At 62.8% G+C, this 25,721-nt stretch carries 27 protein-coding genes and 1 pseudogene; 3 read left to right on the top strand and 25 right to left on the bottom strand.

Annotated features, from left to right (window positions below):
• The first annotated feature begins 128 nt into the window (after window positions 1–128).
• Complete coding sequence (locus EGM97_RS14135; RefSeq protein WP_238965357.1) at window positions 129–1,067, top strand: DnaJ C-terminal domain-containing protein; 939 nt, start codon at window positions 129–131, stop codon at window positions 1,065–1,067.
• 48 nt (window positions 1,068–1,115) lie between these two features.
• On the top strand, window positions 1,116–1,415 hold the full coding sequence (locus EGM97_RS14130; RefSeq protein ID WP_238965358.1) for a chaperone modulator CbpM: 300 nt from the start codon (window positions 1,116–1,118) through the stop codon (window positions 1,413–1,415).
• 166 nt (window positions 1,416–1,581) lie between these two features.
• Here EGM97_RS14130 and ureC read toward each other — a convergent pair whose 3' ends face one another.
• The 14 genes from ureC to EGM97_RS14060 all read right to left on the bottom strand — a co-directional run bounded on the left by ureC (window position 1,582) and on the right by EGM97_RS14060 (window position 14,733).
• Window positions 1,582–3,282 carry an urease subunit alpha gene (ureC, locus tag EGM97_RS14125; RefSeq protein WP_238965359.1) on the bottom strand — a complete coding sequence of 567 codons (1,701 nt, stop codon included), beginning with the start codon at window positions 3,280–3,282 and terminating at the stop codon, window positions 1,582–1,584.
• Between the two features lie 139 nt (window positions 3,283–3,421).
• Window positions 3,422–3,727 (bottom strand): urease subunit beta, encoded by a 306-nt coding sequence (locus tag EGM97_RS14120; RefSeq protein WP_238965360.1) that lies wholly within the window; start codon window positions 3,725–3,727, stop codon window positions 3,422–3,424.
• Window positions 3,724–4,257: a GNAT family N-acetyltransferase gene (locus EGM97_RS14115; protein WP_238965361.1), complete on the bottom strand. Its 534-nt coding sequence runs from the start codon at window positions 4,255–4,257 to the stop codon at window positions 3,724–3,726. Before EGM97_RS14115 ends, EGM97_RS14120 begins: the two co-directional genes overlap by 4 nt.
• 6 nt (window positions 4,258–4,263) lie before the next feature.
• Window positions 4,264–4,797 (bottom strand): GNAT family N-acetyltransferase, encoded by a 534-nt coding sequence (locus EGM97_RS14110; RefSeq protein ID WP_238965362.1) that lies wholly within the window; start codon window positions 4,795–4,797, stop codon window positions 4,264–4,266.
• A 9-nt stretch (window positions 4,798–4,806) separates the two neighbouring features.
• Entirely contained in the window at window positions 4,807–5,109 is a 303-nt protein-coding gene (ureA, locus tag EGM97_RS14105) for an urease subunit gamma (protein WP_238965363.1), read from the bottom strand.
• A 155-nt stretch (window positions 5,110–5,264) separates the two neighbouring features.
• Complete coding sequence (locus tag EGM97_RS14100; protein WP_238965364.1) at window positions 5,265–6,107, bottom strand: urease accessory protein UreD; 843 nt, start codon at window positions 6,105–6,107, stop codon at window positions 5,265–5,267.
• Window positions 6,108–6,137: 30 nt separating this feature from the next.
• Complete coding sequence (urtE, locus tag EGM97_RS14095) at window positions 6,138–6,836, bottom strand: urea ABC transporter ATP-binding subunit UrtE (protein WP_238965365.1); 699 nt, start codon at window positions 6,834–6,836, stop codon at window positions 6,138–6,140.
• Between the two features lie 116 nt (window positions 6,837–6,952).
• On the bottom strand, window positions 6,953–7,822 hold the full coding sequence (urtD, locus tag EGM97_RS14090; protein ID WP_238965366.1) for an urea ABC transporter ATP-binding protein UrtD: 870 nt from the start codon (window positions 7,820–7,822) through the stop codon (window positions 6,953–6,955).
• On the bottom strand, window positions 7,819–8,898 hold the full coding sequence (urtC, locus tag EGM97_RS14085) for an urea ABC transporter permease subunit UrtC (RefSeq protein ID WP_238965367.1): 1,080 nt from the start codon (window positions 8,896–8,898) through the stop codon (window positions 7,819–7,821). Before urtC ends, urtD begins: the two co-directional genes overlap by 4 nt.
• A complete protein-coding gene (gene urtB, locus EGM97_RS14080; protein WP_238965368.1) occupies window positions 8,898–10,400 on the bottom strand; it encodes an urea ABC transporter permease subunit UrtB in 1,503 nt (500 codons plus the stop codon). Before urtB ends, urtC begins: the two co-directional genes overlap by 1 nt.
• A 99-nt stretch (window positions 10,401–10,499) precedes the next feature.
• On the bottom strand, window positions 10,500–11,765 hold the full coding sequence (urtA, locus tag EGM97_RS14075) for an urea ABC transporter substrate-binding protein (protein ID WP_238965369.1): 1,266 nt from the start codon (window positions 11,763–11,765) through the stop codon (window positions 10,500–10,502).
• Between the two features lie 228 nt (window positions 11,766–11,993).
• The gene (locus tag EGM97_RS14070; RefSeq protein WP_238965370.1) at window positions 11,994–13,004 is read right to left on the bottom strand and encodes a FecCD family ABC transporter permease; all 1,011 of its coding nucleotides are present in this window, start codon (window positions 13,002–13,004) and stop codon (window positions 11,994–11,996) included.
• Window positions 13,001–13,948, bottom strand: a complete 948-nt coding sequence (locus EGM97_RS14065) for an ABC transporter substrate-binding protein (RefSeq protein WP_238965371.1) — start codon at window positions 13,946–13,948, stop codon at window positions 13,001–13,003. The genes EGM97_RS14070 and EGM97_RS14065 overlap by 4 nt, the downstream gene beginning before the upstream one ends.
• Window positions 13,945–14,733: an ABC transporter ATP-binding protein gene (locus EGM97_RS14060; protein WP_238965431.1), complete on the bottom strand. Its 789-nt coding sequence runs from the start codon at window positions 14,731–14,733 to the stop codon at window positions 13,945–13,947. The genes EGM97_RS14065 and EGM97_RS14060 overlap by 4 nt, the downstream gene beginning before the upstream one ends.
• A 248-nt stretch (window positions 14,734–14,981) precedes the next feature.
• Here EGM97_RS14060 and EGM97_RS14055 point away from each other — a divergent pair, with 248 nt between their 5' ends.
• Window positions 14,982–15,329: a hypothetical protein gene (locus tag EGM97_RS14055; RefSeq protein WP_238965372.1), complete on the top strand. Its 348-nt coding sequence runs from the start codon at window positions 14,982–14,984 to the stop codon at window positions 15,327–15,329.
• 7 nt (window positions 15,330–15,336) lie between these two features.
• On the opposite strand, the gene EGM97_RS14050 is transcribed toward EGM97_RS14055, so the two are convergent.
• From EGM97_RS14050 to EGM97_RS14000, 11 genes and pseudogenes are all read right to left on the bottom strand, one after another.
• A complete protein-coding gene (locus tag EGM97_RS14050) occupies window positions 15,337–16,716 on the bottom strand; it encodes a PepSY-associated TM helix domain-containing protein (protein WP_238965373.1) in 1,380 nt (459 codons plus the stop codon).
• A gap of 153 nt (window positions 16,717–16,869) precedes the next feature.
• Complete coding sequence (locus tag EGM97_RS14045) at window positions 16,870–18,978, bottom strand: TonB-dependent copper receptor (protein ID WP_238965374.1); 2,109 nt, start codon at window positions 18,976–18,978, stop codon at window positions 16,870–16,872.
• A gap of 83 nt (window positions 18,979–19,061) precedes the next feature.
• Window positions 19,062–19,454 carry a DUF2946 domain-containing protein gene (locus tag EGM97_RS14040; protein WP_238965432.1) on the bottom strand — a complete coding sequence of 131 codons (393 nt, stop codon included), beginning with the start codon at window positions 19,452–19,454 and terminating at the stop codon, window positions 19,062–19,064.
• A gap of 54 nt (window positions 19,455–19,508) precedes the next feature.
• The gene (locus EGM97_RS14035) at window positions 19,509–19,988 is read right to left on the bottom strand and encodes a copper chaperone PCu(A)C (RefSeq protein ID WP_238965375.1); all 480 of its coding nucleotides are present in this window, start codon (window positions 19,986–19,988) and stop codon (window positions 19,509–19,511) included.
• A gap of 47 nt (window positions 19,989–20,035) precedes the next feature.
• On the bottom strand, window positions 20,036–20,434 hold the full coding sequence (locus EGM97_RS14030) for a DUF2946 domain-containing protein (RefSeq protein WP_238965376.1): 399 nt from the start codon (window positions 20,432–20,434) through the stop codon (window positions 20,036–20,038).
• A gap of 192 nt (window positions 20,435–20,626) precedes the next feature.
• Entirely contained in the window at window positions 20,627–20,917 is a 291-nt protein-coding gene (locus EGM97_RS14025; protein ID WP_238965377.1) for an addiction module antidote protein, read from the bottom strand.
• Window positions 20,918–20,920: 3 nt separating this feature from the next.
• Window positions 20,921–21,222, bottom strand: a pseudogene (locus EGM97_RS14020) (type II toxin-antitoxin system RelE/ParE family toxin).
• Between the two features lie 196 nt (window positions 21,223–21,418).
• Window positions 21,419–22,147, bottom strand: a complete 729-nt coding sequence (locus EGM97_RS14015) for a cobalt-precorrin-6A reductase (protein ID WP_238965433.1) — start codon at window positions 22,145–22,147, stop codon at window positions 21,419–21,421.
• Between the two features lie 20 nt (window positions 22,148–22,167).
• Entirely contained in the window at window positions 22,168–23,265 is a 1,098-nt protein-coding gene (locus EGM97_RS14010) for a cobalt-precorrin-5B (C(1))-methyltransferase (RefSeq protein WP_238965378.1), read from the bottom strand.
• Entirely contained in the window at window positions 23,258–24,469 is a 1,212-nt protein-coding gene (gene cbiE / locus EGM97_RS14005) for a precorrin-6y C5,15-methyltransferase (decarboxylating) subunit CbiE (RefSeq protein ID WP_238965379.1), read from the bottom strand. The genes EGM97_RS14010 and cbiE overlap by 8 nt, the downstream gene beginning before the upstream one ends.
• A 225-nt stretch (window positions 24,470–24,694) precedes the next feature.
• Window positions 24,695–25,600, bottom strand: coding sequence for a zeta toxin family protein (locus EGM97_RS14000; protein WP_238965380.1), 906 nt, complete (start codon window positions 25,598–25,600; stop codon window positions 24,695–24,697).
• Between the last annotated feature and the right edge of the window lie 121 nt (window positions 25,601–25,721).

Below are 25,721 nucleotides of genomic sequence, written 5' to 3'. Positions count from 1 at the left end.
CGCCGGCTGCCGATAAACTTCTGATGCGCCGTCCGGTCACAACCTTGAGATCGGTCAAACCCGGTGTCCGGTCATCCGGGCATGCTGTGCGTGGCGGTGCGACATCGATAACGGATGGTGATGCTTAGATGGACTTCAAAGACTATTACAAAATTCTGGGTGTGGAGCCGACGGCTGACGACAGCACGATCAAGGCCGCCTATCGCAAGCTGGCGCGCAAATACCACCCGGATGTCAGCAAGGAAAAGGACGCCGAAACCAAGTTCAAGGACGTTTCCGAAGCCTATGAAGCGCTGAAAAGCGCCGACAAGCGCGCCGAATACGACGACCTGCGCCGCTACGGCCAGCACGGCCAGCCGTTCCAGGGACCGCCGGGCTGGCAAAGCCGTGGCGGTTTCGGAGGCCAGGACGGCGGGGATTTTTCGGATTTCTTCAGTTCGATCTTCGGCAATCGTGGATCAGGTTTCGGTGGCGGACAATCAGGTCGCAGCGCCGGCCGTCGGGGGCAGGACGTGGAACTGGAATTACCGATTTTCCTGGAAGAGACCCTGTCCAACGAGTCGAAGAAGGTCAGCTACCATGTGCCTCAGCACAATGCGGCGGGGCAGCACGTCAGCAATACCAGTAAAAGCCTGAACGTGAAGATCCCTCTGGGGGTGACCGACGGCGAACGCATCCGCCTCAAGGGTCAAGGGGCGCCGGGTGTCGGTGGCGGCGCCAATGGCGACCTGTACCTGACCATTCGCTTCGCACCGCACCCCAAGTTCGACGTCGAAGGCCAGGACCTGATCATCACCTTGCCGCTGGCGCCCTGGGAGTTGGCCCTGGGCACCGAAGTGGCCGTCCCGACCCTCACCGGCAAGATCAACCTCAAGGTGCCGGCCGGCAGCCAGAACGGCCAGCGCATGCGCGCCAAGGGCCACGGCTTGCGCAACAAGACGGGCGAGCGTGGCTACCTGTTCGTGCAGCTCAAGGCGGTGATGCCCAAGGCCAATGACGAGTCGGTCAAGGCATTGTGGGCGGAGTTGGCGAAGAAGGCCGCGTTCGATCCGCGGGCGAATTTCTGATTGTTTGAAGGCTAGACTCGACAGTCAAGGCATTGGGAGAAGCAGACCATGAATAACCCGATCGTTGAACTGAACCTGACGGAATTCTGCGAGGCCGCCGCGCTGGCGGATGTCCATGTGATCGAGATCGTCGAGCACGGCATCCTCGAGCCCCACGGCAATGCCCCGGCGGATTGGCGTTTCACCGACTACGAACTGGTCCTGGCCCGGCGTGCGGCCAAGCTGCGGCAGGACCTGGACCTTGAATGGGAAGGCGTCGCCCTGGCGCTGGATCTGTTGGAAGAGGTGCAGCAACTGCGTACCGAAAACCGCATGCTCAAGCAGCGCTTGGGGCGGTTGGTGGGCTGAAGCCAATACTTCGGACAGTATGCTGACCTGTGGCGAGGGGATTTAGCGAAACGTCGCACCGCCCCGCTCGGTTGCGCAGCAACCGCAAGAAAAGCAGGGGCTGCTACGCAGCCCAGCGGGGATAAATCCCCTCGCCACAGGGTTATGTGTTTATCAGTTTTTCACCTTAGAACAGAAAATACCGCTGCGCCATCGGCAACACCTCAGCCGGTTCACACCACAGCAGCACGCCGTCGGCCCTGACCTGATAAGTCTGTGGGTCGACCTCGATGGCCGGCAGGTAGTCGTTGTGGATCAGGTCGGTCTTCTGCACGTCGCGGCAGCCTTTGACCACGGCAATTTTCTTCTTCAGACCAAGCTGTTCCGGCAGCCCCGCCTCGGCGGCGGCCTGGCTGATGAACGTCAGGCTGGTGGCGTGGCGTGAGCCGCCGAAGCTGGCGAACATCGGCCGATAGTGCACCGGCTGCGGTGTCGGGATCGAAGCGTTGGCGTCGCCCATCAGGCTGGCGGCGATGGCTCCACCCTTGAGGATCAGCGTCGGCTTAACGCCAAAAAACGCCGGGCGCCACAGCACCAGGTCGGCCCACTTGCCCACTTCGATGGAGCCCACTTCATGGCTGATGCCATGGGTGATTGCCGGGTTGATGGTGTACTTGGCGATGTAGCGTTTGATGCGGAAGTTGTCGTTGCCTTCGCCGTCACCGGGCAGGGCGCCGCGCTGTCTTTTCATCTTGTCGGCGGTCTGCCAGGTGCGGGTGATGACTTCGCCGACCCGGCCCATGGCCTGGCTGTCGGAGCTGATCATCGAAAACGCTCCGAGGTCGTGGAGGATGTCCTCGGCGGCGATGGTTTCGCGGCGGATGCGGCTTTCGGCAAATGCCACGTCTTCGGCAATGCTGGGGTCCAGGTGGTGGCAGACCATCAGCATGTCCAGGTGCTCGTCGATGGTGTTGCGGGTGAACGGGCGGGTCGGGTTGGTGGAGCTGGGCAGCACGTTAGGGAAACCGCAGGCCTTGATGATATCCGGCGCGTGACCGCCGCCGGCGCCTTCGGTGTGGTAGGTATGAATGGTGCGGCCCTTGAATGCCCCCAGGGTGGTTTCCACGAAGCCGGATTCATTGAGCGTGTCGGTATGGATCGCCACCTGGACGTCGTACTGGTCGGCGACGCTCAGGCAGTTGTCGATGGCCGCCGGGGTGGTGCCCCAGTCTTCGTGCAACTTCAGGCCAATGGCGCCGGCCTTGACCTGCTCGATCAACGGCTCCGGCAGGCTGGCATTGCCCTTGCCGGTGAGGCCGATGTTCATCGGGAAAGCATCGGCGGCCTGGAGCATGCGCGCCAGATGCCAGGGACCCGAGGTACAGGTGGTGGCATTGGTCCCGGTGGCCGGGCCGGTGCCGCCGCCGATCATGGTGGTGACACCGCTCATCAGGGCTTCTTCGATCTGCTGCGGGCAGATGAAATGGATGTGGGTATCGATGCCGCCAGCCGTGAGGATCATGCCCTCGCCGGCGATCACTTCGGTGCTGGCGCCAATGGCGATGGTCACGTCGGGCTGGATGTCCGGGTTGCCGGCTTTGCCGATGGCCGCGATGCGCCCGTCCTTGAGGCCGACATCAGCCTTGACGATGCCCCAGTGGTCGATGATCAGTGCGTTGGTGATCAGGGTGTCGACGACTTCGGCGGCCAGCAACTGCCCCTGGCCCATGCCATCGCGAATCACCTTGCCGCCGCCGAACTTCACTTCTTCGCCATAGGTGGTGAAGTCTTTTTCCACTTCGATCCACAGCTCGGTGTCGGCCAGGCGGACCTTGTCGCCGACGGTGGGGCCGAACATGTCGGCGTAGGCTTGGCGGGAGATTTTCATGTGCTTGCCTTGAGTTCGATTGAAGGTTGGAACCGTTCGCTGCGCTCACGTATCGCGAGCAGGCTCGCTCCCACAGGGGACGCGATCAAATGTGGGAGCGAGCCTGCTCGCGATGAAGCCGGTGCAGACACCCCGGGATTTAAAGATCGCCCATGATGCGCCCGGCAAACCCGAACACCCGCCGCAACCCGGCCAGTTCGACCAGCTCGACTTCCCGGCTCTGGCCCGGTTCGAAGCGCACGGCCGTGCCGGCCGGGATGTTCAGGCGCATGCCGCGGCTGGCGGCGCGGTCGAAGGTCAGGGCGTCGTTGGTTTCGAAAAAGTGATAGTGCGAGCCAACCTGGATCGGCCGGTCGCCGCTGTTGGCCACGGTCAGTGTCAGGGTGCGGCGGCCGGCGTTCAGTTCGATGTCGCCGGGCTGGACCTGGTATTGGCCTGGAATCATTGTGGTTGCCCCAAGAGCTTGTAGTAGATTGCGGTCGGGGTGTACGTCCCGTCCGGGCTTTGGCAGTAGTCGGGCAGTTCACCGACGCGGGTGTAGCCCATGGCGCGGTAGAACGCCTCGGCGTCGGAGCCGGCCTGGGTGTCGAGGTACAGCAGGCCGCGCTTGTGCTGGCGTGCGCCGAGTTCCAGGGCGCTCAGCAGCTGCTGGCCCAGGCCACGGCGACGGGCATCGCCGCGCACCAGCAGCTTCTGCACTTCGGCGCGGTTCAGGCCATTGGGTTTCTGGCACAGGGCGAGTTGGACACTGGCCTGCACTTGCTCATCCTTGACCACGACCCACAGCAACAGGCTGCCTTGGTTGAGGCCGGCCTGAACCTCATCGAAATGGGCGCGGGCCTGGGTCGCATCCAGGTCAGCCATGAAGCCGACGCTGGCGCTGTTGCCCACGGCGTCGAGCAACAGATCGATCAGGCCCTGGCGATAATGCGCAAAGCTTTCAGCGTGGACTCGGCGCAATTGGGCGGCGTTCATCGGGTTTCACTCCTTGTCGACGGCAGGCGCGGGCGCCCCTGGGTTGAGCATCAACTGCATGAAGGTCAGGTCGAGCCAGCGACCGAACTTGGTGCCCACCTGGGGCATCTGCCCGGTGGTGACGAAACCGGCTCGCTCGTGCAGGCGAATCGAGGCCGTATTGCCACTTTCGATGGCGGCAACCATGACATGCTTGCCACAAGCCCTGGCGCGCTCGATCAGCGACGCCATCAACAACGGTCCGAGGCCATTGCCACGTTGGTCGCTGCGCACGTACACGGAGTGCTCGACGGTGTGGCGGAAGCCATCGAAAGGGCGCCAGTCGCCGAATGAAGCGTAGCCGAGTACGTTTTCGTCGGCATCGGCCACCACCAGCACCGGATAGCCCTGGGATTGCCGGGCGTCGAACCACGCTTGGCGATTAGCCAGGTCCACTGCCTGTTCGTTCCAGATGGCGGTGGTGTTCAGCACCGCGTCGTTGTAGATGTCGCGGATGCCCGGCAAGTCGGCGGGGCGAGCGTCACGGACGAGGTAAGTCATGGCGCTGCCTCAGGCGATGGGCTGGTGGACGGTGACCAGTTTGGTGCCGTCGGGAAACGTCGCCTCGACCTGGATCTCCGGAATCATTTCCGGGATGCCTTCCATCACTTGGTCGCGGGTCAGCAGTGTCGTGCCGTAATGCATCAGCTCGGCCACGGTCTGGCCGTCGCGGGCGCCTTCGAGCAAGGCTGCGGAAATGAAGGCCATGGCTTCCGGGTAATTGAGCTTCAGGCCACGGGCCAGCCGTCGTTCGGCGACGAGGCCGGCGGTGAAGATCAGCAGCTTGTCTTTTTCGCGTGGGGTCAGGTCCATGTGCAATCCATAAAAGGCAGATAAAAAATTCGGGCTACCAACACAAATCCCCCCTGTGGGAGCGAGCCTGCTCGCAGTTGCTATGGTCGCCTCAACATAGATGTTGACTGACACACCGTTATCGCGAGCAGGCTCGCTCCCACAGGAAAGCAGATTCATGTGCTCCATATTCTCGGGGGCACCGCCTCCCGACCGAGCAGCGCCGGGCGCAGCAGCCGCCACAGTTCAACCAACCACCCCCGCGCCAGCAACGCCTCGCTCGCCAGACACCGTGCTACCAGCAGGCCAGGCAACTGCGTCAGGTCACCGCGCACGGGGTGCCCGAGAGAGCGGCACCGCTCCAGCAGCTCGCTGTCAATCTCACCGGTCACCAGTAGAGTGGCGAACACCGGCTCACCGCCCAGCCCGATGGGGGAGTCGAGCAATCCGTCGCCGCCGACAATGCGCTGGCGTTCGTGCCAGAGCAACTGTCCGTCGCGGCGAATGTCCAGCCGCGACTGGAAATGCCCATGATCAAAGCGCTCGCCGCTGGCGGGGCGACCCAAGGCAACCATGTCCCAGTAGAACAAGCGCCCATCACCGTGCAGGTCGATGGTGGTGCTGAGTTCGGCTTGGGCCGCGCTGAACACGATGGTTTCCTGGGGCAGCCATTCCAGGGTCGCGCCGGGGGCTACGTTCAAGGTCAATTGCTGATAGGCAGGACTGGCGGCGCGGTACCATTTGGCCGCACCGGGGCTGGTCAACTGCGCCCAGGCCCCAGGGCCTACGTTGGCCGAAATATCCAGGCGGTCACCGCCGGCGATCCCGCCCGGTGGATGGACAATGATGTGCTGGCAGACCTCGGCGCCTTCGGCGTACAGATGCTTCTGCACCCGCAACGGGCCTTGATGGCGGCGTTGTACCGGGCGCGTGCAGTCGCCGAAACGGGAGTAGCCGAGTTCCAGCTCGGCGTGCCAGCTGGGTGTGAACAGGGGCGGCGAAGATAAAGGTAGATTCATGATTTCTGATAATTATCGGGACGCCCAAGACTAGATCGTAACCAGTCCGCGCACACCCTCGGCTTCCATATTTTCGCCGCGTCCCTGTTGCACGATCTCGCCCCGGGACATCACCAGGTATTGATCGGCCAGCTCGGCGGCGAAATCGTAGAACTGCTCCACCAGCAAAATCGCCATGTCGCCCCGGGCTGCCAGTTTTTTGATGACGGCCCCGATTTCCTTGATCACCGACGGCTGGATGCCTTCGGTGGGTTCGTCGAGGATCAGCAGGCGCGGGCGACTGGCCAGGGCACGGCCAATGGCCAGTTGCTGTTGCTGGCCGCCGGAGAGGTCACCGCCACGACGCTGTTTCATTTGCAGCAGCACCGGGAATAATTCATAGATAAACGCCGGCACCTCCTTGGCCTCGGAGCCGGGAAAACGCGACAGGCCCATCAGCAGGTTCTCTTCCACCGTCAGCCGCCCGAAAATCTCCCGGCCCTGAGGCACGTAGGCGATGCCGGCATGAACCCGTTGGTGGGGCTTGAACGTGGTGATCGGCTTGCCCTCCCAACTCACCGCACCTTCCCTGGCCGGCAACAGGCCCATCAGACACTTGAGCAGGGTGGTCTTGCCCACGCCATTGCGCCCCAGCAGGCAAGTGACTTCGCCAACCTTCGCGTCGAACGACAGGCCCCGCAGGATGTGGCTACCGCCGTAGTATTGGTGAAGATGTAGGACTTGTAGCATTTGAACTCCGTTCGTAGGGCTTCAAGCGGCAAGCTTCAAGCGGCAAGTAAGAGCGGGACGGTGTACGGCTTGGCTTTAGCTTGTCGCTTGAAGCTTGCGGCTCGAAGCTGGTCGATTCATCTGCCCAAATAAACGTCAACGACCCGTTCATCGGCCTGCACCTGCGCCAGCGACCCCTCGGCCAGCACGCTGCCCTGGTGCAGCACGGTAACGTGATCGGCAATCGCGCCGACAAACCCCATGTCGTGTTCCACCACCATCAGCGAATGCTTGCCCGCCAGGGACTTGAACAGCTCGGCGGTGAAGTCGGTCTCGGCGTCGGTCATGCCCGCCACGGGTTCGTCCAGTAGCAACAGTTGTGGGTCCTGGACCAGCAGCATGCCGATCTCCAGGAATTGCTTCTGCCCATGGGAAAGCAAGCCGGCAGGGCGATTGACTGACGCGGTGAGGCGGATGGTTTCCAGCACTTGATTGATGCGGTCGTGTTGCTCGCCCGTCAGTTTCGCCCGCAGGCTGGCCCACACCGACTTGTCGGTCTTGAGCGCCAGCTCCAGGTTCTCGAACACGCTCAGGGCTTCGAACACCGTGGGTTTCTGAAACTTGCGGCCGATGCCCGCCTGGGCGATCTGCACTTCGCTCATGGCGGTCAGGTCCAGGGTTTCGCCGAACCAGGCCTTGCCGTGGCTGGGCCGGGTCTTGCCGGTGATCACGTCCATCAGCGTGGTTTTGCCCGCGCCGTTGGGGCCGATGATGCAGCGCAGTTCGCCGACGCCGATGTACAGGTTCAGATTGTTCAGGGCCTTGAAGCCATCGAAGCTGACGCTGATGTCTTCCAGGGTCAGGATGGTGCCGTGGCGGGTGTTCAGGCCCTCGCCGGCCGCCTGGCCGAGGCCGATGGCGTCGCGGCTGCTGCCGGCGTCCTTGTTGGGTTCCGGCGGATAAAAAGCCGGTTCGAGCATGAACTGAGCCGTGGGTGTGATCCTCATGATTCGCCCCTTTTCTTCAGCAATCCGATTACGCCCCTGGGCAGGTACAGCGTCACGACGATGAACAGCGCACCGAGGAAAAACAGCCAGTATTCAGGAAACGCCACGGTGAACCAGCTCTTCATGCCGTTCACCACCCCGGCGCCCAGCAGCGGGCCGATCAAGGTGCCGCGACCGCCAAGGGCCACCCACACGGCGGCTTCGATGGAGTTGGTCGGCGACATCTCACTGGGGTTGATGATGCCCACTTGCGGCACATACAGCGCGCCAGCCAGGCCGCACAACACAGCGCTCAACACCCAGACGAACAGCTTGAACCCTCGCGGATCGTAGCCGCAGAACATCAAGCGGTTTTCCGCGTCGCGCAGGGCGGTCAGTACCCGGCCGAACTTGCTGCGGGCCAGGCGCCAGCCGATGAACAGGCTGGCCGCCAGCAACAGCACGGTCAGCAGGAACAGCACGGCGCGAGTACCCGGTTCGGTGATGCCGAAGCCCAGAATCGAACGGAAGTTGGTGAATCCGTTGTTGCCGCCGAAGCCGGTTTCATTACGAAAAAACAGCAGCATCCCGGCGAAGGTCAGGGCCTGGGTCATGATCGAGAAATACACGCCCTTGATCCGCGAGCGGAAGGCGAAGAAGCCGAACACCAGCGCCAGCAAACCGGGTGCCAGCACCACCAGGCCCAGGGCCCAGAGAAAGCTGTCGGTGCCGGTCCAGTACCAGGGCAATTCGGTCCATGACAGAAAGGTCATGAATGCCGGCAGCCCGTCGCCCGCAGCCTGGCGCATCAGGTACATGCCCATGGCGTAGCCGCCGAGGGCGAAGAACAGCCCATGACCCAGGGAAAGCAGACCGGCATAGCCCCAGACCAGGTCCAGCGCCAGGGCGACGATGGCGTAGCAGAGAATCTTGCCCACCAGCGTCAGGGTGTAGGCCGAGACGTGCAGGACGTTGTCTGGCGGCAGCAGCGACAGCAGCGGCAGGCTCAGCAGCAAGGCCAGGATCAGCGCACCGACGACGACGGTGACTTTGGGGCCGGCTTTTTGCGCGGCGGTGAGCATCAGGGGCTGGTTCATCAGTCGATTACCCGTCCTTTGAGGGCGAAGAGGCCTTGCGGACGCTTCTGGATGAACAGAATGATCAGCGCCAGGATCAGGATCTTGCCCAGCACCGCGCCGATATGAGGTTCGAGGATTTTATTGGCGATGCCCAGGCCGAACGCGGCGGACACGCTGCCGGCCAACTGACCGACGCCTCCCAGGACCACCACCAGGAATGAATCGATGATGTAGCTCTGGCCCAGGTCCGGGCCGACGTTGCCAATCTGACTCAGGGCCACGCCGCCGAGACCGGCGATGCCTGAGCCGAGGCCGAAGGCGAGCATGTCCACGCGACCGGTGGGCACGCCGCAGCAGGCGGCCATGTTGCGGTTCTGGGTCACGGCGCGGACGTTAAGGCCCAGGCGGGTCTTGTTCAGCAACAGCCAGGTCAGCACCACCACGAACAGTGCAAAGGCGATGATGACGATGCGGTTGTACGGCAGCACCAGGTTCGGCAACACCTGGACCCCACCGGACAACCAGGCCGGGTTGGCGACTTCGACGTTCTGCGCACCGAACACCAGGCGCACCAATTGGATCAGCATCAGGCTGATGCCCCAGGTGGCGAGCAGGGTTTCCAGCGGACGCCCATAGAGGTGACGAATCACCGTGCGCTCCAGGGCCATGCCGATGGCGGCAGTGATGAAAAACGCCACCGGCAGGGCGATCAGCGGGTAAAACTCGATGGCGTTCGGGGCGAAGCGCTGGAACAGCATCTGCACGACATAAGCGCAGTAGGCACCGAGCATCAGCATCTCGCCGTGGGCCATGTTGATCACCCCCAGCAAACCGAAAGTGATCGCCAGGCCCAACGCCGCCAACAGCAGGATCGAACCCAGGGACATGCCGCTGAAGGCCTGCCCCAGCAGCTCGCCCACCAGAAGCTTGCGCTTGACCTGGGCGAGGCTGGTTTCAGCGGCGGTGCGCACGCCGTCATCGGTTTCGACGCCGGGTTCGAGCAGGCCTTCGAGGCGGGTGCGGGCCAGCGGGTCGCCGGTTTCACCCAGCAGCCGGACGGCGTTCAGGCGCACGCTCGGGTTGGTATCCGCCAGTTGCAGATTCGCCAGGGCCAGGCTCAGGGCGGCATGCACATCTTCGTCCTGTTCACCAGCCAATTGCCGATCGAGGAAAGCCAGCTGTGCCGGGCGGGCGCTTTTCTGCAACTGCTGCGCGGCACCCAGGCGTACACGGGCATCGGCAGCCAGCAATTGATGGCTGGCCAGGGCGGTTTCGATCAGCCCTCGCAAGCGGTTGTTCAGGCGCAGGGTCTTGGGCTGACCGTCGACGGTCAACTGGCCTTGTTGCAAGGCATTGACCAGCTCGACGCGCTCAGGCTCGGGCTGCGCGGCCCAGGTTTCCAGGAGCCTGGCCTGCTGGGTCGGGTTGGCGGCGACGAAGTCCTCGGCGTCGCCGGCATAGGCGACCGCGGGTAGTAGCAGCGCCAGGGCGAGGATGAGGCGGTAGAGGGCAGTGGGCATATGTCAGGCCTTGCTCGTACTTTTTTTGTGGGAGCGAGCCTGCTCGCTCCCACAAGGGGATGGGTGTTGGCCCCGGATCCGGGGCCAACACCCATGGGCTCAGTTGCTCTTCACCGCATAGTCGGGCTTCTTGTCGTTGCCGGCGATGAAAGGGCTCCACGGCTGGGCGCGGATCGGGCCTTCGGTCTGCCAGACCACATTGAACTGACCGTCGGCCTGGATCTCGCCGATCATCACCGGCTTGTGCAGGTGGTGGTTGGTCTTGTCCATGGTCAGGGTGTAGCCCGACGGTGCGGCGAAGGTCTGGCCGGCCAAGGCTTCACGTACCTTGTCGACGTCGGTGGACTTGGCTTTTTCCACCGCTTGCGCCCACATGTGGATACCGACATAAGTGGCTTCCATCGGGTCGTTGGTGACGGCCTTGTCGGCGCCGGGCAGGTTCTTGGCCTTGGCGTAGGCTTTCCAGGCATCGACGAATTTCTTGTTCGCCGGGTTATCCACCGACTCGAAGTAGTTCCACGCCGCCAGGTTGCCGATCAACGGCTTGGTGTCGATGCCGCGCAGTTCTTCTTCACCCACGGAGAACGCCACCACCGGAACGTCGGTGGCTTTCAGGCCCTGGTTCGCCAGCTCCTTGTAGAACGGTACGTTGGAGTCGCCGTTGACCGTGGAAATCACCGCCGTCTTGCCGCCGGCCGAGAATTTCTTGATGTTGGCGACGATGGTCTGGTAATCGCTGTGACCGAACGGGGTGTAGACCTCTTCGATGTCCTTGTCCGCCACGCCTTTGGAATGCAGGAACGCACGCAGGATCTTGTTGGTGGTACGTGGGTAAACGTAGTCGGTGCCCAGCAGGAAGTAGCGCTTGGCACTGCCGCCTTCTTCGCTCATCAGGTATTCCACCGCCGGTATCGCCTGTTGGTTCGGTGCTGCGCCGGTGTAGAACACGTTCGGCGACATCTCTTCACCTTCGTATTGCACCGGGTAGAACAGCAGGCCGTTGAGTTCTTCGAACACTGGCAACACGGATTTACGCGACACCGAGGTCCAGCAACCAAACACTACGGCGACCTTGTCCTGGGTCAGCAACTGCCGGCCCTTCTCGGCGAACAGCGGCCAGTTCGACGCCGGGTCCACGACCACCGCTTCCAGTTTCTTGCCGTTCACACCGCCCTTGGCGTTGATCTCGTCGATGGTCATCAGCGCCATGTCCTTGAGGGACGTCTCGGAGATCGCCATGGTCCCGGACAGCGAATGCAGGATACCGACCTTGATGGTCTCGGCGGCCTGGACGGTCCAGGCCATGCCCATCGCGGCAATGCTGGCCGAGAGTGTGAAAGCCTTGATCAAGCTACGACGTTTCATGGTGCGATCTCCGTGACTTTATGAGTGTTCTTGGTGGGCAGATGCGGACGCTGAAAGGGGCTTTTGCAAGGGGTGTGCCCGGTTGGGGGGAGGCTTGGAAACAAGGGGATGGCGTGGTTGGCAAGTAGAGCCGCGCACCATGAGGGAACGCCTTATGGGAGCTGGTGCGCCAGATGCGCCACATTGGGGCGCAGGATTTGCAAAATTCCTGTGGGAGAAAAAGGGGGATCAGCGCCGCCGCATCAAGCCGATGAAGAACAACCCGCCAATGGCCGCGGTGGCGACACCAATCGGCAGATCCTCAGGGGCAATCAGGGTGCGGGCGGCGACGTCCACCCAGATCAAGAACAGGCTGCCCAGCAGCACGCACGCTGGGAGTAGCCGACGATGCTCGGCCCCCACCAGCCGACGGGCGATGTGCGGCACCATCAGCCCGACAAAACCGATCGAGCCGCTGATGGACACCAGCACGCCGGTCATCAGCGAGGCAATCAGAAAAATCCACAAGCGCACTCGTGCCGCATTCAGCCCCAGGGTTACGGCGGTCTGCTCGCCGGCCATCAATGCATTCAGCGGCCGGGCCATGCCCAGCAGCAACAGCAGGCCGAGTGACACGCTGACGGCCGGCACCGCCAGCAGCTCCCACCGCGCCAGGCCCAGGCCGCCGAGCATCCAGAACATCACGGCAGAGCTGGCGCGATGGTCCCCCAGGAACAGCAGCAAATTGGCCGCCGCCATCATCACGAAGGAAACCGCCACCCCGCATAGCAACAGGCGGTCGCTTTCCAGGCGACCCTGGCGGCTGGCAATTGCCAGCACCAGAAACATGCTCAGCAACGCACCGATGAACGCGGCCAAGGGCAGGGTCAGCAGGCCGACGATTTCGCCGACATGCAGCACCACGATCACTGCGCCCAGGGTCGCGCCGGAAGTGACGCCCAATAGATGTGGATCCGCCAGTGGGTTACGAGTCACCGCTTGCAGCACCGCACCGATCAGCGCCAGCCCCGCTCCAACCAGGGCGCCGAGGAGCAGGCGCGGTACGCGGATCAGCCACACGATGTGTTCCTGGCCGGGCGACCAATACACGTCCCCCACACCGAATGCCTTGTTCAGCAGAATGTCCCAGACCACGGCGACCGGGACTCGTGCAGGCCCGAAGCCCAGGGACACCACGCAGGACACCAGCATCAACGCGCCGAGCAACATCAGCAATGCGCTATAGCGACGAGCGTTCATGGGGTGTGGAAACCCTTCGCCAGGGTTTGCACCGCCAGCACGTTATCGATCCCCGGCGTGGCCTGGACGTAGGGAATCACGATGAAACGGCGATGCTTGATCGCGTCCACCGATTGCAAGGCCGGGTTGTCCAGCAGGAACTGTTGCTTTTGCTCGGCGCTGACTTCGCCGTAGTCGACGATCACGATGACCTGGGGATTGCGCTCCACCACGTTTTCCCAATTCACCCGGGTCCAGCTGGTTTCCAGGTCATCCAGGATGTTGCGCCCACCGGCCGCGTCGATCAGCGCCTGGGGCATGCCGAGCCGGCCGGAGGTCATGGCGCGGTCTTCACCGCTGTCATAGAGAAACACCCGTGGCCGGTCGGCTGGCAATTGTCGACGGAGGTCGGCTACCTGGGCCTGCATCGTGGCGATGAGGTGGTTGGCGCGATCCTGCACGTCGAAGATCTTCCCGAGATTACGCAGGTCGTTATAGGTGTCTTCCAGCGAAGCCGCCGGGCGCTTCATGACGAAGGCGCAGGATTCGGTCAGCTCGTACACGTTGATGCCCAACGGTTGCAGGGTCTGTGGCGTCAGGTCGCCACCCACCCGCATGCCGTAGTCCCAACCGGCGAAGAAAAAATCCACATTGGCATTGAGCAGGGTTTCCACGGAAGGGTACTTGGCCGCCAGCTCCGGCAGGCCCTCGAGGATCTTCGCCATCTCGGGCGTCACGGACTTCCAGCCACTGATGCCGCTGTAGCCCACCATGCGCGGCTTGAGCCCGAGGGCGAGCATCATCTGAGTCATGTTGATGTCATGGCTGACGGCATGTCGGGGTGCTTCGTTGAACACCACCTGACGGTTGCAGCTCTGGATCGTCAACGGATAGCGGGTGGCTTCGGCCAAGGCCTGGGCGCTGCACAGCAGCAGTGGCAGGAGTAGCAGAGAACGCAGGGTCATGGTTGGGTTATCCAGGTGATTCGTGGGTAGCCGGCCAGGGGATGTGCGTCCACCAGGGCTTCGATGCCGAACACTTCGCGCAGCAGCGCGGCGGTCAGGACTTCCGCCGGCGTGCCACTGGCGACGATCTGGCCGTGGTCGATCACGTACAGCCGGTCGCAGAAGGCCGCGGCGAGGTTCAGGTCGTGGAGGCTGGCGAGGGTACCGATGCCGAGGCCCTTGATCAGTTGCAGCAGTTGCAGTTGATAGCGGGGGTCGAGGTGGTTGGTCGGCTCGTCGAGGATCAACAGTTGCGGCTGCTGGGCCAGGGCACGGGCCAGGATGACACGTTGCTTTTCGCCGCCCGACAGGGTGGCGAAGCCATGGTCGCCGAAGCCTTGCAGCCCGACTGCTGCCAGGGCCTGAAGTACCAGGCGCCGGTCTTCATGGTTATCGCCATCGAACAGGCCCTTGTGGGGTGTACGACCCATGGCGACCACTTCTTCCACCGTCAGGCCAAAGGCGTCGGGAAATTCCTGCAACACCACGGCGATACGCTGCGCGCACCAGCGCGACGATTGTCGCCAGACATTGTGGTGGTCGAGTTTCACCTCACCGCTTTCCAGCCGATTGAAGCGATAGGCGCAGCGCAACAGGCTGGTCTTGCCGCTGCCGTTGGGGCCGATCAAACCGACGAACTCCCCGGCCGCCACCTGCAGCGTGACGTCCCGCAGCTGGAACTGGTGATGGCAGTGGCCCTGGCCCAGGGGTGTCCAGGCGAGGTGAGAGAGGGTGAGCGAGGTCATCATTTACTCAAAGTCTTTTGGATCGGCACCGTTGCCTTGTGGAGGCTCGCTCCCAAAGGAAACAGCCCAGGTATCGAATGGCGGCCGCGATTGTAAGGGGGGCGCGACACCTTCCGTTAACGCACTTTCTTCAGCATGAAAATGAAACGGCCTCAAATGCTCGCAAAGACCTGTCAGAGCTGACAGTAGTTTTGGAGGATGGAGGCGCGTTAGCCTGTGTCCTCCCCTAGAACCAGGGATGACAGGCCATGACAACGACCAGGCTCGGGACGTTTATCGGCGCGTTGGCCTTTGGGGGCATTTTCGTTCCTCCGGTGGGTGCCTCCGAATCCTCCTGTGAGCAGGCATGGATGGCTAATCCGATCAGCGCGAGCTGCAAGGCGACGGTGAGCGCGACGGATGCCGGGCGCCCAGCTCCCGCGGTGATCGAGCCTCAGGGCAACGGGCAGTGCCGCATCACCGTGACGTGCAGAAACGACTACGGCGGCGGCACTCCCAACGAAGTCGAAGGCGTCAGCATCGTTGAGGTGGAGAACCTTCACGTTTGCAATGGCATCCTTCAACTTGAATCCTGTGGCGACCTGTTTCGGCCTTGATTGTCCCTCAGGGGATAGCATCTTTTTGAGGGTCTTGCGCCCAGCGGGAAGTGAGCAGACGGTCGATCACCCAGATCACCACCAGCGAAGCCCCCACCAGCGGGAACATCGCCGCCAGAGCCAGCATGATGAACACCCCGGTCTTCCAGGTTGGCAAGTCGTGACGCAACGGCGGCACGCCGAATCTTCCCTGGGGTCGACGCTTCCACCAGATCACCAGGCCGCTCACGGCGCTGAGCAGGATCATCAGGCAGATCAGCAGCACGATGATCTGGTTCAGCGGGCCGAACATCTTGCCCTCGTGGAGCATCACGCCGGTTTCGGTGGCGCGGGCAACCACGCTGTAGTGCTCCCAGCGTACGTCCGCCAGCACCTTGCCGGTGTACTGATCCACGTGCAGGGTCGCGTCGTTGCGCGGGTCGTCGGCGAAGACTGAAATCGTGAACACCCCGGTGGAGGTTTTTGGCAGTGTGATGCTGTAGCCGGGCGTCACGTTGCGTTCGTGGGCGATGTCCTGCACCGCTTGCAGGCTGACGGTCGGAGCGGCGGGACCTGCGTGCATGTCGCCGTGGTTCATGTGCTCGGCATGGTCGCCGGACATCGGCATCGGGGTGTTTTCCATGGCCCAGGGTACGGTCTGGCGATGAGCATCGTTGAGGCTGCGCGCCTCGACGTCGGACTTGGGCACGTCGTTCCACATGGCCGCTGGGAAGCGGTTCCAGAGGTCGGCGTATTGCTTGCCCCAGAAGCCTGTCCAGGTCATGCCGCTGAGCAGCATCACCAGCAGGAACGCGGCGCCCCAGAAGCCCGCGACGACATGCAGGTCGCGCCAGAACACCCGACCACGCGCCGCCCAACGCGGCCACAACAGCCCTGCCGACGATTGGCCGCGAGGCCACCACAGGTAGAGTCCGGATACCACCAGCACCACGCCCCAGCCGGCGGCCATTTCCACCAGCCGGTCACCGACGGTGCCGATCAGCAACTCGCCATGGATCGCGCGGGCCATGGCTTGCAGGTTGTTCTTTGCATCCTGCTCGCCCAGCACGTCGCCATGGTAGGGATCGATGAACACGTTCAGCTCCCGGCCCTTGTCAATGACCACGAACTGCGCACTGCGCTCGGCGTTGATCGGCGGCAGGTACTGTTTGACCTGGCCTTCGGGGTAGGCCTGGCGGACCTGCTTGAGCAGGTCGTCGGCGGTCATCGCGTGATGCCCCGCCGGGACGTTCAGCAGGTCGCCGTACATCAACGGATCGAGTTGTGGCTTGAACAGATAGATGATGCCGGTCAGGGCCAGCATCACCATGAAGGGCGCCACGAACAGCCCGGCATAAAAATGCCAGCGCCAGGCCAGGTTGTAGAAATTAGGTTTCGGTTGGCTCATCGAAAAGCGCTCCGCTTGGCAAATTGGGGTGTACGGTCAAATCCCTGTGGGAGCGAGCCTGCTTGCGAAGTGGCGGTACATTCAGCATTGATGTGACTGATAGACCGCATCGCGAGCAGGCTCGCTCCCACAGGTTTTGTGCTCTGGTTATTGTCAGAAACTCATATCCACCTTCGTCCAGAAGGTGCGCCCCGGTTCGTTGATGGCTTGCGGGTCGTTCGCCGGGTAGCCGAACCCGGCGTTGCCGGCCAGGTTCAGGTGTTCGGCGTAGGCCTTGCCGAAGAGGTTGTCGACGCCGCTGCTGACCTTCCAGTGCGAGTTGATGCGGTATGCGCCGTTGAGGGAGAACACGCCGAAGCCCGAGCTCTTGCCGTAGTCCTTGCCCACCACGTTGCCCTTGTTCTCGTCGACGCGGTTCTGCGCCGCCACCACGCGCCACAGGGCACCGGTGCTCCAGCGGTCTTCGCTGTAGGTCAGGCCCAGGCGCGCGTCCAGCGGCGGCATTTGCGCCAGGGCGCTGCCGTCGCTGCTGTTCTTGCCCCAGGCATAGGCCAGGGTGGCGTCGGCTTTCCAGTGCTCGGTCAGCTTGTAGGCCGCGCCCAGCTCACCGCCCATGATCCGGGCGTCGATGTTCTCGGCCCGGGAAGTCGTCCCCATCATGCCGGGGGTGTAATCGAACAGGATGTAGTCGCGCACCTGCCCGACATAACCCGACGCCCAGGCCTCCAGGGTTTCGCTCTTGTACTGCAGGCCGAAATCCAGCTGGGTGGTTTTCTCCGGCTTGATCGAGTCGAAAGCATTCACCGAGCCGGCGGGGCCGGCGTTTGGCGAGAACAGCTCCCAGTAATCCGGAAAACGTTGTGCGTGGCCCAGGCCGGCATAAAGAGTAGTAGGACTGTCCGCCAGATCATGTTCGTAACGTACGAAACCGCTGGGCAGTGTGTCGGCACGGGTCTCGTCGGCGGTGGGGTTGGGGTGGGACGACATGCCGGAGCCGATACTTTGCCGGTAATCCCTGGCCGATGCGCGGTCGAGGCGGGCGCCGGTAATCAGCCTGTCGCGGTCGGCGGCGTACCACGTCAGTTCGCTGAACACGCCGTAGTTGTGGAAATCGGCGTCCTTGGTGCGGGGCAGGTCCTTGTAGGTATCGACGCCCATGCTGCTGCGCTGGCGATGTTCGTTGGTCTGGGCGTCCAGGCCGCTGATCAACTGCACGTCGGCCCAGCGCCAGGTGGCCTTGATCCGTGCACCGAGGGTCCGGCGGTCAACGTTGGAAGCCATTGGCCCAGCCATCATCCCGGTGCCGGACGGCGTGCGCAGCGTGTAGTTGTCCATCACATGGTCGGCGTAGTTGTAGTAGACCTGTGCCTCGATTTTATCCAGCACCTCACCAAGGTTTGAGCGTTCGAAGCGCAGCCCCAGGCTTTCGCGCTTGAACTGAGAACCGTCCATGCCGCGTCCGGCATAGCGCGCTTCGCCATCGCCCTTGCCGGCGGTCAGTTCCAACAGGGTATCGGCATCCGGCGTCCAGCCGAGGGTGACGTCGCCGTTCCATTTGTCGTAGCGCGACGGCACCGTGTCGTTATTGCCATCGCGGTAATCGTCGGAGTGGGCGGTGTTGCCGATCACCCGGACATAACCCAGTGGGCCGCCGGCAGCGGCATCCAGCACTTTGTCGAAGCGGCCGTTGGAGCCGGCCAGCACGCTGGCGTTGACCCGGCTACCGAGCTCGCCGAACTGCTCTGGCTCGCGGTCGAACAGGATGGTCCCGGCGGATGAGCCAGGGCCCCAGAGTACGGTTTGCGGGCCTTTGATGACGGTGAGCCTGTCGTAGGTTTCCGGCGATATGTAGGACGTCGGCGCGTCCATCCGCCCGGGGCAGGCTCCCAATAGCATGCTGCCGTTGGTGAGGATATTCAGCCGCGAGCCGAACATGCCCCGCAGCACCGGGTCGCCATTGGTGCCGCCATTGCGCACCAGGGCGAAGCCGGGAATGGTCTTGAGGTAGTCACCGCCATCGCTGGCCGGTACCGGCTGGCGCGGGTCCTTGGGGTTGGTGACGACGGTGAGGGGAGAACTGGGGGCGATGGCGGTAATGACCGTCGGGCTCAATTCTTCGACCTGGCCCTCGTGATGGTCGTGTTCCTCGGCCAGTGTGTGTTGGGCGAGCAGCAGGCCGCACAACGCGGCGATCGTGGGGCGTAAAGGGGAGCATCGAACCTGGGCGGTGCCCAATGCGATGCCGGCAGAAAACCTGGACATGATGATTCCATCGAACAGACGTAAACGACACGGTCGAGCAGCCTGGGGCTGTCTAATGCGACCGGGTGAAGTAAGTGTCGGGTTTACGCGTCGAAGGGCGGTGCGCGGGTGCGGGCTCCGGGGAAGAACGACCTCCGGGCATGGCCCAGCCGTGGGGAGGGGCTGGTGTAGGTAGTGGCCGTTGGCGTATCGAAAACGGCGAAGGACTGCCCTCCCGGCAGGGCGGGGCAGTTGAACAACAGGCTGCAATAGCCGCACTTTTCCCACAGCGCGTGGTGTTCGCTCCGGGGCTGGCAGTGTTCGGCCGCCGGGGCGTCATGGGCCGCATGGGCACCCTGCGACATGTTCATGGCCATGTCCATTGGCATGGACGCAGCCACGGGCTGACCCATCGGCATCGACTGAGAAATCAGCGGACCGATAAAGATCATCAGCATGGCAAACAGGCTGATCCAACTGCCGCGTGCCAGGCTCATCGACTGGCGGCGGGGTTTGGTTGGCCTCGTGCGGGGAAGACCCATGGGCTGGTATCAGTGCGCGTGGGTTTCGACCTTGGTGCCGTCGGGGGCTTTTTTCTGCACCGCAACGTCAACGGTGACATCCCCGGCTTTTTCGAAATGCAGGGTCAGGGGGAAACGCTTGCCGTCGCTCAGCAGGCTGCGGTCCTTCAGTTCAAGCAGCATCACGTGATAAGCCATCGGCGCGAAGGTGACGGTGGCGCCGGGAGCGATCTCGACGACGGGCACGGGTTGCATCTTCATCAGGTCGTCTTGCTTCACATGCTCGTGAAGCTCGGCCTTGGCGGCGATGGGCGCGTCGACACTGAGCAGTTTGTCGGCGGTGGTGCCGGTGTTGTGGATCACGAAATACGCGGCCACGGTCGGCGCGTTGGGCGGCAGTTCCTGGGACCAGGGATGGGCGATTTCAAGCTCGCCCACTTTGTATTGGTGAGCCTGGGCGAAGCCGACGGGAAGCAACAGGGCGGCCAGCAGGATAAGTCTGTTCAACATGGCAATTCTCCGGAACGATTCAAGGCGCAGATGTTTTGCGAAAGGAATCAGACCAGAGGCGAAGCGCGGGGGTTGAGGCTCGGCCATTGCTGGCGTGGCGTAGGACTGTCTAGTGCCGGGGGGATGACACCGCCCTGGACCGGCCGGGCATCAAGATACAACTGCGGGGCTTGACCGGCGAGCGCCACCGACGACGGCGAACCCGAGCAGCACCAGCAATGCTGCATCGTCGAATGGTCGTCCTTGGACGGCGTGCCCTGCTCGAACTTGCCCAGGGAGATCGCCACCATCTTCGTGCCGCTGGAGGAACAGAAACTGCCCCACAACAGCTGCTCGGCCGGCGTATTAGTGCTCGCCGCGACGGTGCCGGACAGCGGCATGGCAAGCATGTTGAACAGCACTGCGAAGCAGGCGATCCAGGCAAATGCAAGCCGTTGTCGGGACATGGGGCAATCCGCTCGGTAGGGCGATCAGGTGGTGGTATTTAGCCTGATCGGGTGACAGAAGTAAAAAAGGTGCATGCGGTGTAGGGTCGCAGGGTTTGGGTTAACAGTAGTAATAGATCGTCAGATGAGTGCTCTCGTCGCGAGGGAGCTCCCCCGTCGGGGGGCAGGTAGCTCCGAAATATGTGGATAAATTCAAATAGCGGTCGCATGTAACCGCAGACCCAACGCTTTCATGACTTTCATGATGGTTGCGAATTCGGGATTGCCCGTGGTTCCCAAAGCCTTATAGAGACTTTCTCTTCCCAGTCCTGCATCGCGGGCTATCTGTGTCATGCCTTTGGCACGAGCAATATCATTGAGGGCTGCTCGAACCAGTACCCCGTCCCCTGCGTCCTCTTCTAAACAAGCATCCAGATAAGCGGCCATTTCCTCAGCTGTTCTGAGGTAGGTGGCAGCATCAAAACGTGTGTACTCTTCAGCCATGATTCACACCTCATTACCCTTGGGGTGCGCCATTTCAACAGCGCGTGCGATATCCCGTTTCTGAGTCGATTTGTCACTCCCACGAGCAGCAAATACAACGCGGAACCCCGACGGGTGAAATAAACTCTGTAGCCAGGACCTGAGTGGATACGCATCTCATAGACTGCGTCGCCTACCGGTTCGCAATCGCCAAAATGTCCATGCGTTGCCAAACGGAGCCTGGCAATGATGCGAGCCTTCCCTACGACGTCCTTCAACCCATCAAGCCATTTTGAAAATGTGCGGGATTGTTCAAGATCGATCATGTGGATCGTATTCCTTGGGATACACATTGGCAAGCAACACTTTCCCGAGGCGAGCCAGGGCTCCATCAGCTGAACGAATGATTGTCGCGAGTTGCTTGCAGGCATTCAGGAGCGCAACTATAGAGTCGAGTGCCTGGATGAAATAGCCGGCTCCGTCCTGGAAACTGGCAGGAAACTTCTTTAAAACGGACTGATTTCAGGATTCGTCTGACCCTGACAATGCGGCCAATACCTCGTCGATCATCCGCAACTCTCGATCAACAGCCGGCAGCACTGGCCGCTTCAACACCAACACCGGCACCCCACGTTCCCGCGCCACTTCCAGCTTCGGCTCGGTGGCGGCGCTTCCGCTGTTCTTGCTGATCAGCACATCGATCTGTCGCCGCTCGAACAATGCGCGCTCGTCTTCGAGGTGAAAGGGGCCGCGTGCGCCGATGACTTCGCATCGTTCGTTACCGGGGTAGACGTCCAGGGCGCGCAAGGTCCAGAACTGCTCTGGCGGGATTTCGTGCAGGTGTTGCAGTGGTTCCCGGCCCAGGGTGAACAGGGGGCGGCGAAAGGGTTTCAGGGCCTGGATCAGTTCGGCCCAGTCGGCCACGTCGCGCCAGTCGTCGCCGGCCTGGGGCTGCCAGGCCGGACGGCGCAGGGCCCAGCAGGGAATGCCGCAGACGCGGGCTGCGTGGGCGGCGTTGTGGCTGATCTGCGCGGCGTAGGGGTGGGTGGCGTCAAGTAGCAGGTCGATGCCTTGTTCGCGGATGAACTGCGCCAGCCCTTCGGCTCCGCCGAAGCCGCCGACGCGCACCTGGCAAGTCAGGTCCGTCGGCACGCGGCCGATGCCCGCCAGGCTGTAGATGTGTCGGGGACCGAGGGTGCGGGCGATGGCGAGGGCTTCGGTGATGCCGCCCAGCAGCAGGATGCGTTTCATCTGAAGGCTCATTTGACGGTTCATTTAAAGACACCGGCATGACCGACGATGCCGCCCTGGCGGTCGATGGCGAAGACTTCCACCTGGACCTCCGCCGGTACGATGCTGCGGGCGAAGGCCAGGGCGTGCTCGCATACCACATCGCCGAGGGCGATGCCGGCTGCGCTGGCCATCGCCAGGGCTTGCTGGCTGGTGTTGGCGTCGCGGATACCTTGTTGCAATGCTTCATCAGCGCCGATGCTGGATGCCCAGTCGGCCAGTTGTGGCAGGTCGATGCTCGAGTGACGGCTATGCAAATCCATGTGGCCGGCGGCGAGCTTGCTGATTTTGCCAAAGCCGCCGCACAGGCTGAGTTTTTCCACCGGGACCTTGCGCAGATGCTTGAGCACGGCACCGACGAAATCGCCCATCTCGATCAGGGCGATTTCCGGCAGGTTGTAGACCCGGCGCATGGTGTCTTCGCTGGCGTTGCCGGTGCAGGCGGCGATGTGCAGGTAGCCGTTGGTCTTCGCCACGTCGATGCCCTGGTGGATCGAGGCAATATAAGCCGCGCAGGAAAAAGGCCGGACGATGCCGCTGGTGCCGAGGATCGACAAACCTCCGATAATCCCCAGCCGAGGGTTCATGGTTTTCAGCGCCAGGGTTTCGCCGCCCTCGACATTGACCGTGACCTCGAAGCCGCCGGCATAGCCGGTTTCCGCCGCCAGCCGGCCGAGGTGATCGCTGATCATCTGGCGCGGCACCGGGTTGATAGCCGGCTCACCGACCGCCAGCACCAGGCCGGGGCGTGTCACGGTACCGACGCCGCGCCCGGCCAGGAAACGTACCCCCGGCTCGGTCAGCAGGCGCACCTGGGAAAACAGCAACGCGCCGTGGGTGACGTCCGGATCGTCACCGGCATCCTTGATCGTCCCGGCCTCGGCGCCCTGTTCGGTCAGCCGACAGAACTCCAGGCGCATCTGCACGTGTTTGCCCTTGGGCAGCACGATCTCCACGGCGTCGGCGCAACTGCCGCCCAGCAACAGGCGCGCCGCCGCGAGGCTGGTGGCCGTGGCGCAACTGCCAGTGGTCAGGCCGCTGCGCAGGGGGGCGGGTTGTTCGGCGGTTTCGTCACGCATCGAGAGGTTTCACCAGCTCCAGCAGGGTGATCGGCAGCGCCTGGCGCCAAGTGTCGAACTCGCCCAGTGGCTGGGCCTGGGCGACGTGAATGCGGGTCAGTTCGCCGCCGTGACGTTCGCGCCAGTTCATGAGTGTCATCTCGCTTTGCAGGGTCACGGCGTTTGCCACCAGTCGTCCGCCGGGCTTGAGCCGTTCCCAGCAGGCGTCAAGCACGCCTTCGCGGGTCACTCCGCCACCGATGAATATGGCGTCCGGCGGCTCCAGCCCTTCGAGGGCCTGGGGCGCTCGCCCGCGAATCAATTGCAGGCCCGGCACGCCGAGGGTGTCGCGATTCCGCTCGATCAACCCTTGGCGCCCTTCGTCGGCTTCAATCGCCAGGGCCCGGCAACTGGGGTGGGTGCGCATCCATTCAATGCCGATGGAACCGCTGCCAGCGCCCACGTCCCACAGCAATTCGCCTGGCAGCGGGGCGAGGCGGGCCAGGGTGATGGCGCGCACGTCGCGCTTGGTCAATTGACCGTCGTGTTCGAACGCGCTGTCCGGCAGACCCGCCAGGCGAGACAGGCGCGATGCGTGGGGCTCGGCCCGGCATTCGACGGCGATCAGGTTCAGGTCGGCGATGGCCGGGTCGGACCATTGCGCGGCGCAGTTTTCGATGCGTCGTTCCGCCGGGCCGCCGAGGTGTTCCAGCACGCTCATCGGGCTGGGTCCGAAGCCGCGTTCGCGTAGCAGCGCTGCCACCGCGGCCGGGCTGTGCCGGTCATTGCTCAATATCACCAACCTGACGCCTGTGGACAAATGGGTGTTGAGCGCTGCGAGGGGACGCGCAACCAACGACAGGGTGACGACGTCCTGCAATGGCCAACCCATGCGTGCCGCCGCCAGCGAACAGGAGGATGGTGCCGGGATGACTTGCATCTGGTCTGCCGGTAGCTGTCTGGCCAGGCTGGCGCCCACGCCGTAGAACATCGGGTCGCCGCTGGCCAACACGCACACCGATTCTCCCCGCCGTGTCAGCAGCGTTTCGAGGGAAAACGGGCTGGGCCATGGCTCCCGTTCGCCGCGGATGCACGCAGGCAATAGCGCCAGCTGACGGGCGCTGCCTACGATGCGCGAGGCTTGCAGCAAGGCGTGGCGGGCCGTGCGGCCCAGACCTTTGAAGCCGTCTTCACCGATGCCCACGATGGTCAGCCAGGGGGTCATCTTTGTTCCTCGTGTGGATGGGGTTTTCCTGCGTGCCTGTCAGGCTGCGAACCGGGCCGCCATCATACCGCGAACCTGTGGGAGCAAGCCCTGCTCGCGATAGCGGTCTGTCATTCAGCATCTGCATCGACGGATTCACCGTCATCGCGAGCAGGGCTCGCTCCCACAGGATTTGCGTGGCGATCCGACGATGACGGCGGCACCTTCGACACTACCGTCCCCGGCTCATCGATAGACATACTTGAGGATATAAGCGTACAGGTCATTGAAAACAGCCTCGGGGACATGTTCAGGGTGCATCTGCGCCCCGCATAACGCCAGGTGGCATTCCTTGACCATTTCTTCCCGGTCGCCAATGAGGTGCAGGCGGTTGTTGACGATAAGCTCGAAAGCGCTCGCATAGGCCACCTTGGGGCCGGTGGTGATCACGGTGCCGTCCGACGCTCGTGTATACGTGCTCTGGACGCGCAGGATTCGTTCTTTCAAGGGCCCGAACCCTCGCTCATACAGGAAAATCTGCGAGCCGCTGACCGCCTTGGCGGCCGTCTCGAAGGCGTGGATGGTCGCCTGGGCGTTACCGAGGCTGGCGTTCAGCGCCGAGAGCGGGACGAACCGTTCAATTTCCTGCTTTTCCAGGCCCTTGAGTGCGCGCTTGATGCTCGACAGGTGGGCGAAGGCTTTCTTGCAGGCGATGATGTGGGTTTCGAACTGATACCCGGCAGCCGTCGCCGCCGGGGGAAAGGCGGCGAAATCAAGGCTGTCGAACGCACATTCCATGATGATGTTGTATTTGCATTGGAAAGCCTTCTCGAAGATTTTCGTGCCGATGTCCCGGACGAATGCTTCCGTGTGTTCATAAGCGTGCAGCACGCCGTGCTTGATCATCCGGGCGTACTGCGGATGTTTCTCACGGTACTCGGGCAGGTACAGGCGTATGTAATTGTCGTAGCGCCCGGTGGGCAGAAGGCTTTTTTCCAGCAGGTAGGTTTTCCCCGAGCCTTGGGACCCGGCGGTAATCAGCATTTTGGGAACCGTTTCGGCCGTGATGCCCTTCAAGAGCGGGATAATGAGCTCGTCGTACGCCGCGCTGACCTGCGCTGGGGTATAGGTGTAATTCGGGGTAGGTGTCATTCCTTGATTTCCTTATCGAGGATGGGAGGTGAAGGGTTGCCTGGCTCTCTGAATGAAGCGGGTCTTCCGGCTTTGTTCAAACAGGCCTTGGTTGCAGGATATGTAGACTGCCGCAGAACCT

It is taken from the genome of Pseudomonas sp. AF32 (assembly GCF_022342325.2).
Taxonomy (GTDB): domain Bacteria; phylum Pseudomonadota; class Gammaproteobacteria; order Pseudomonadales; family Pseudomonadaceae; genus Aquipseudomonas; species Aquipseudomonas uvaldensis.
This window is presented reverse-complemented; position numbering and strand designations above follow the sequence as displayed.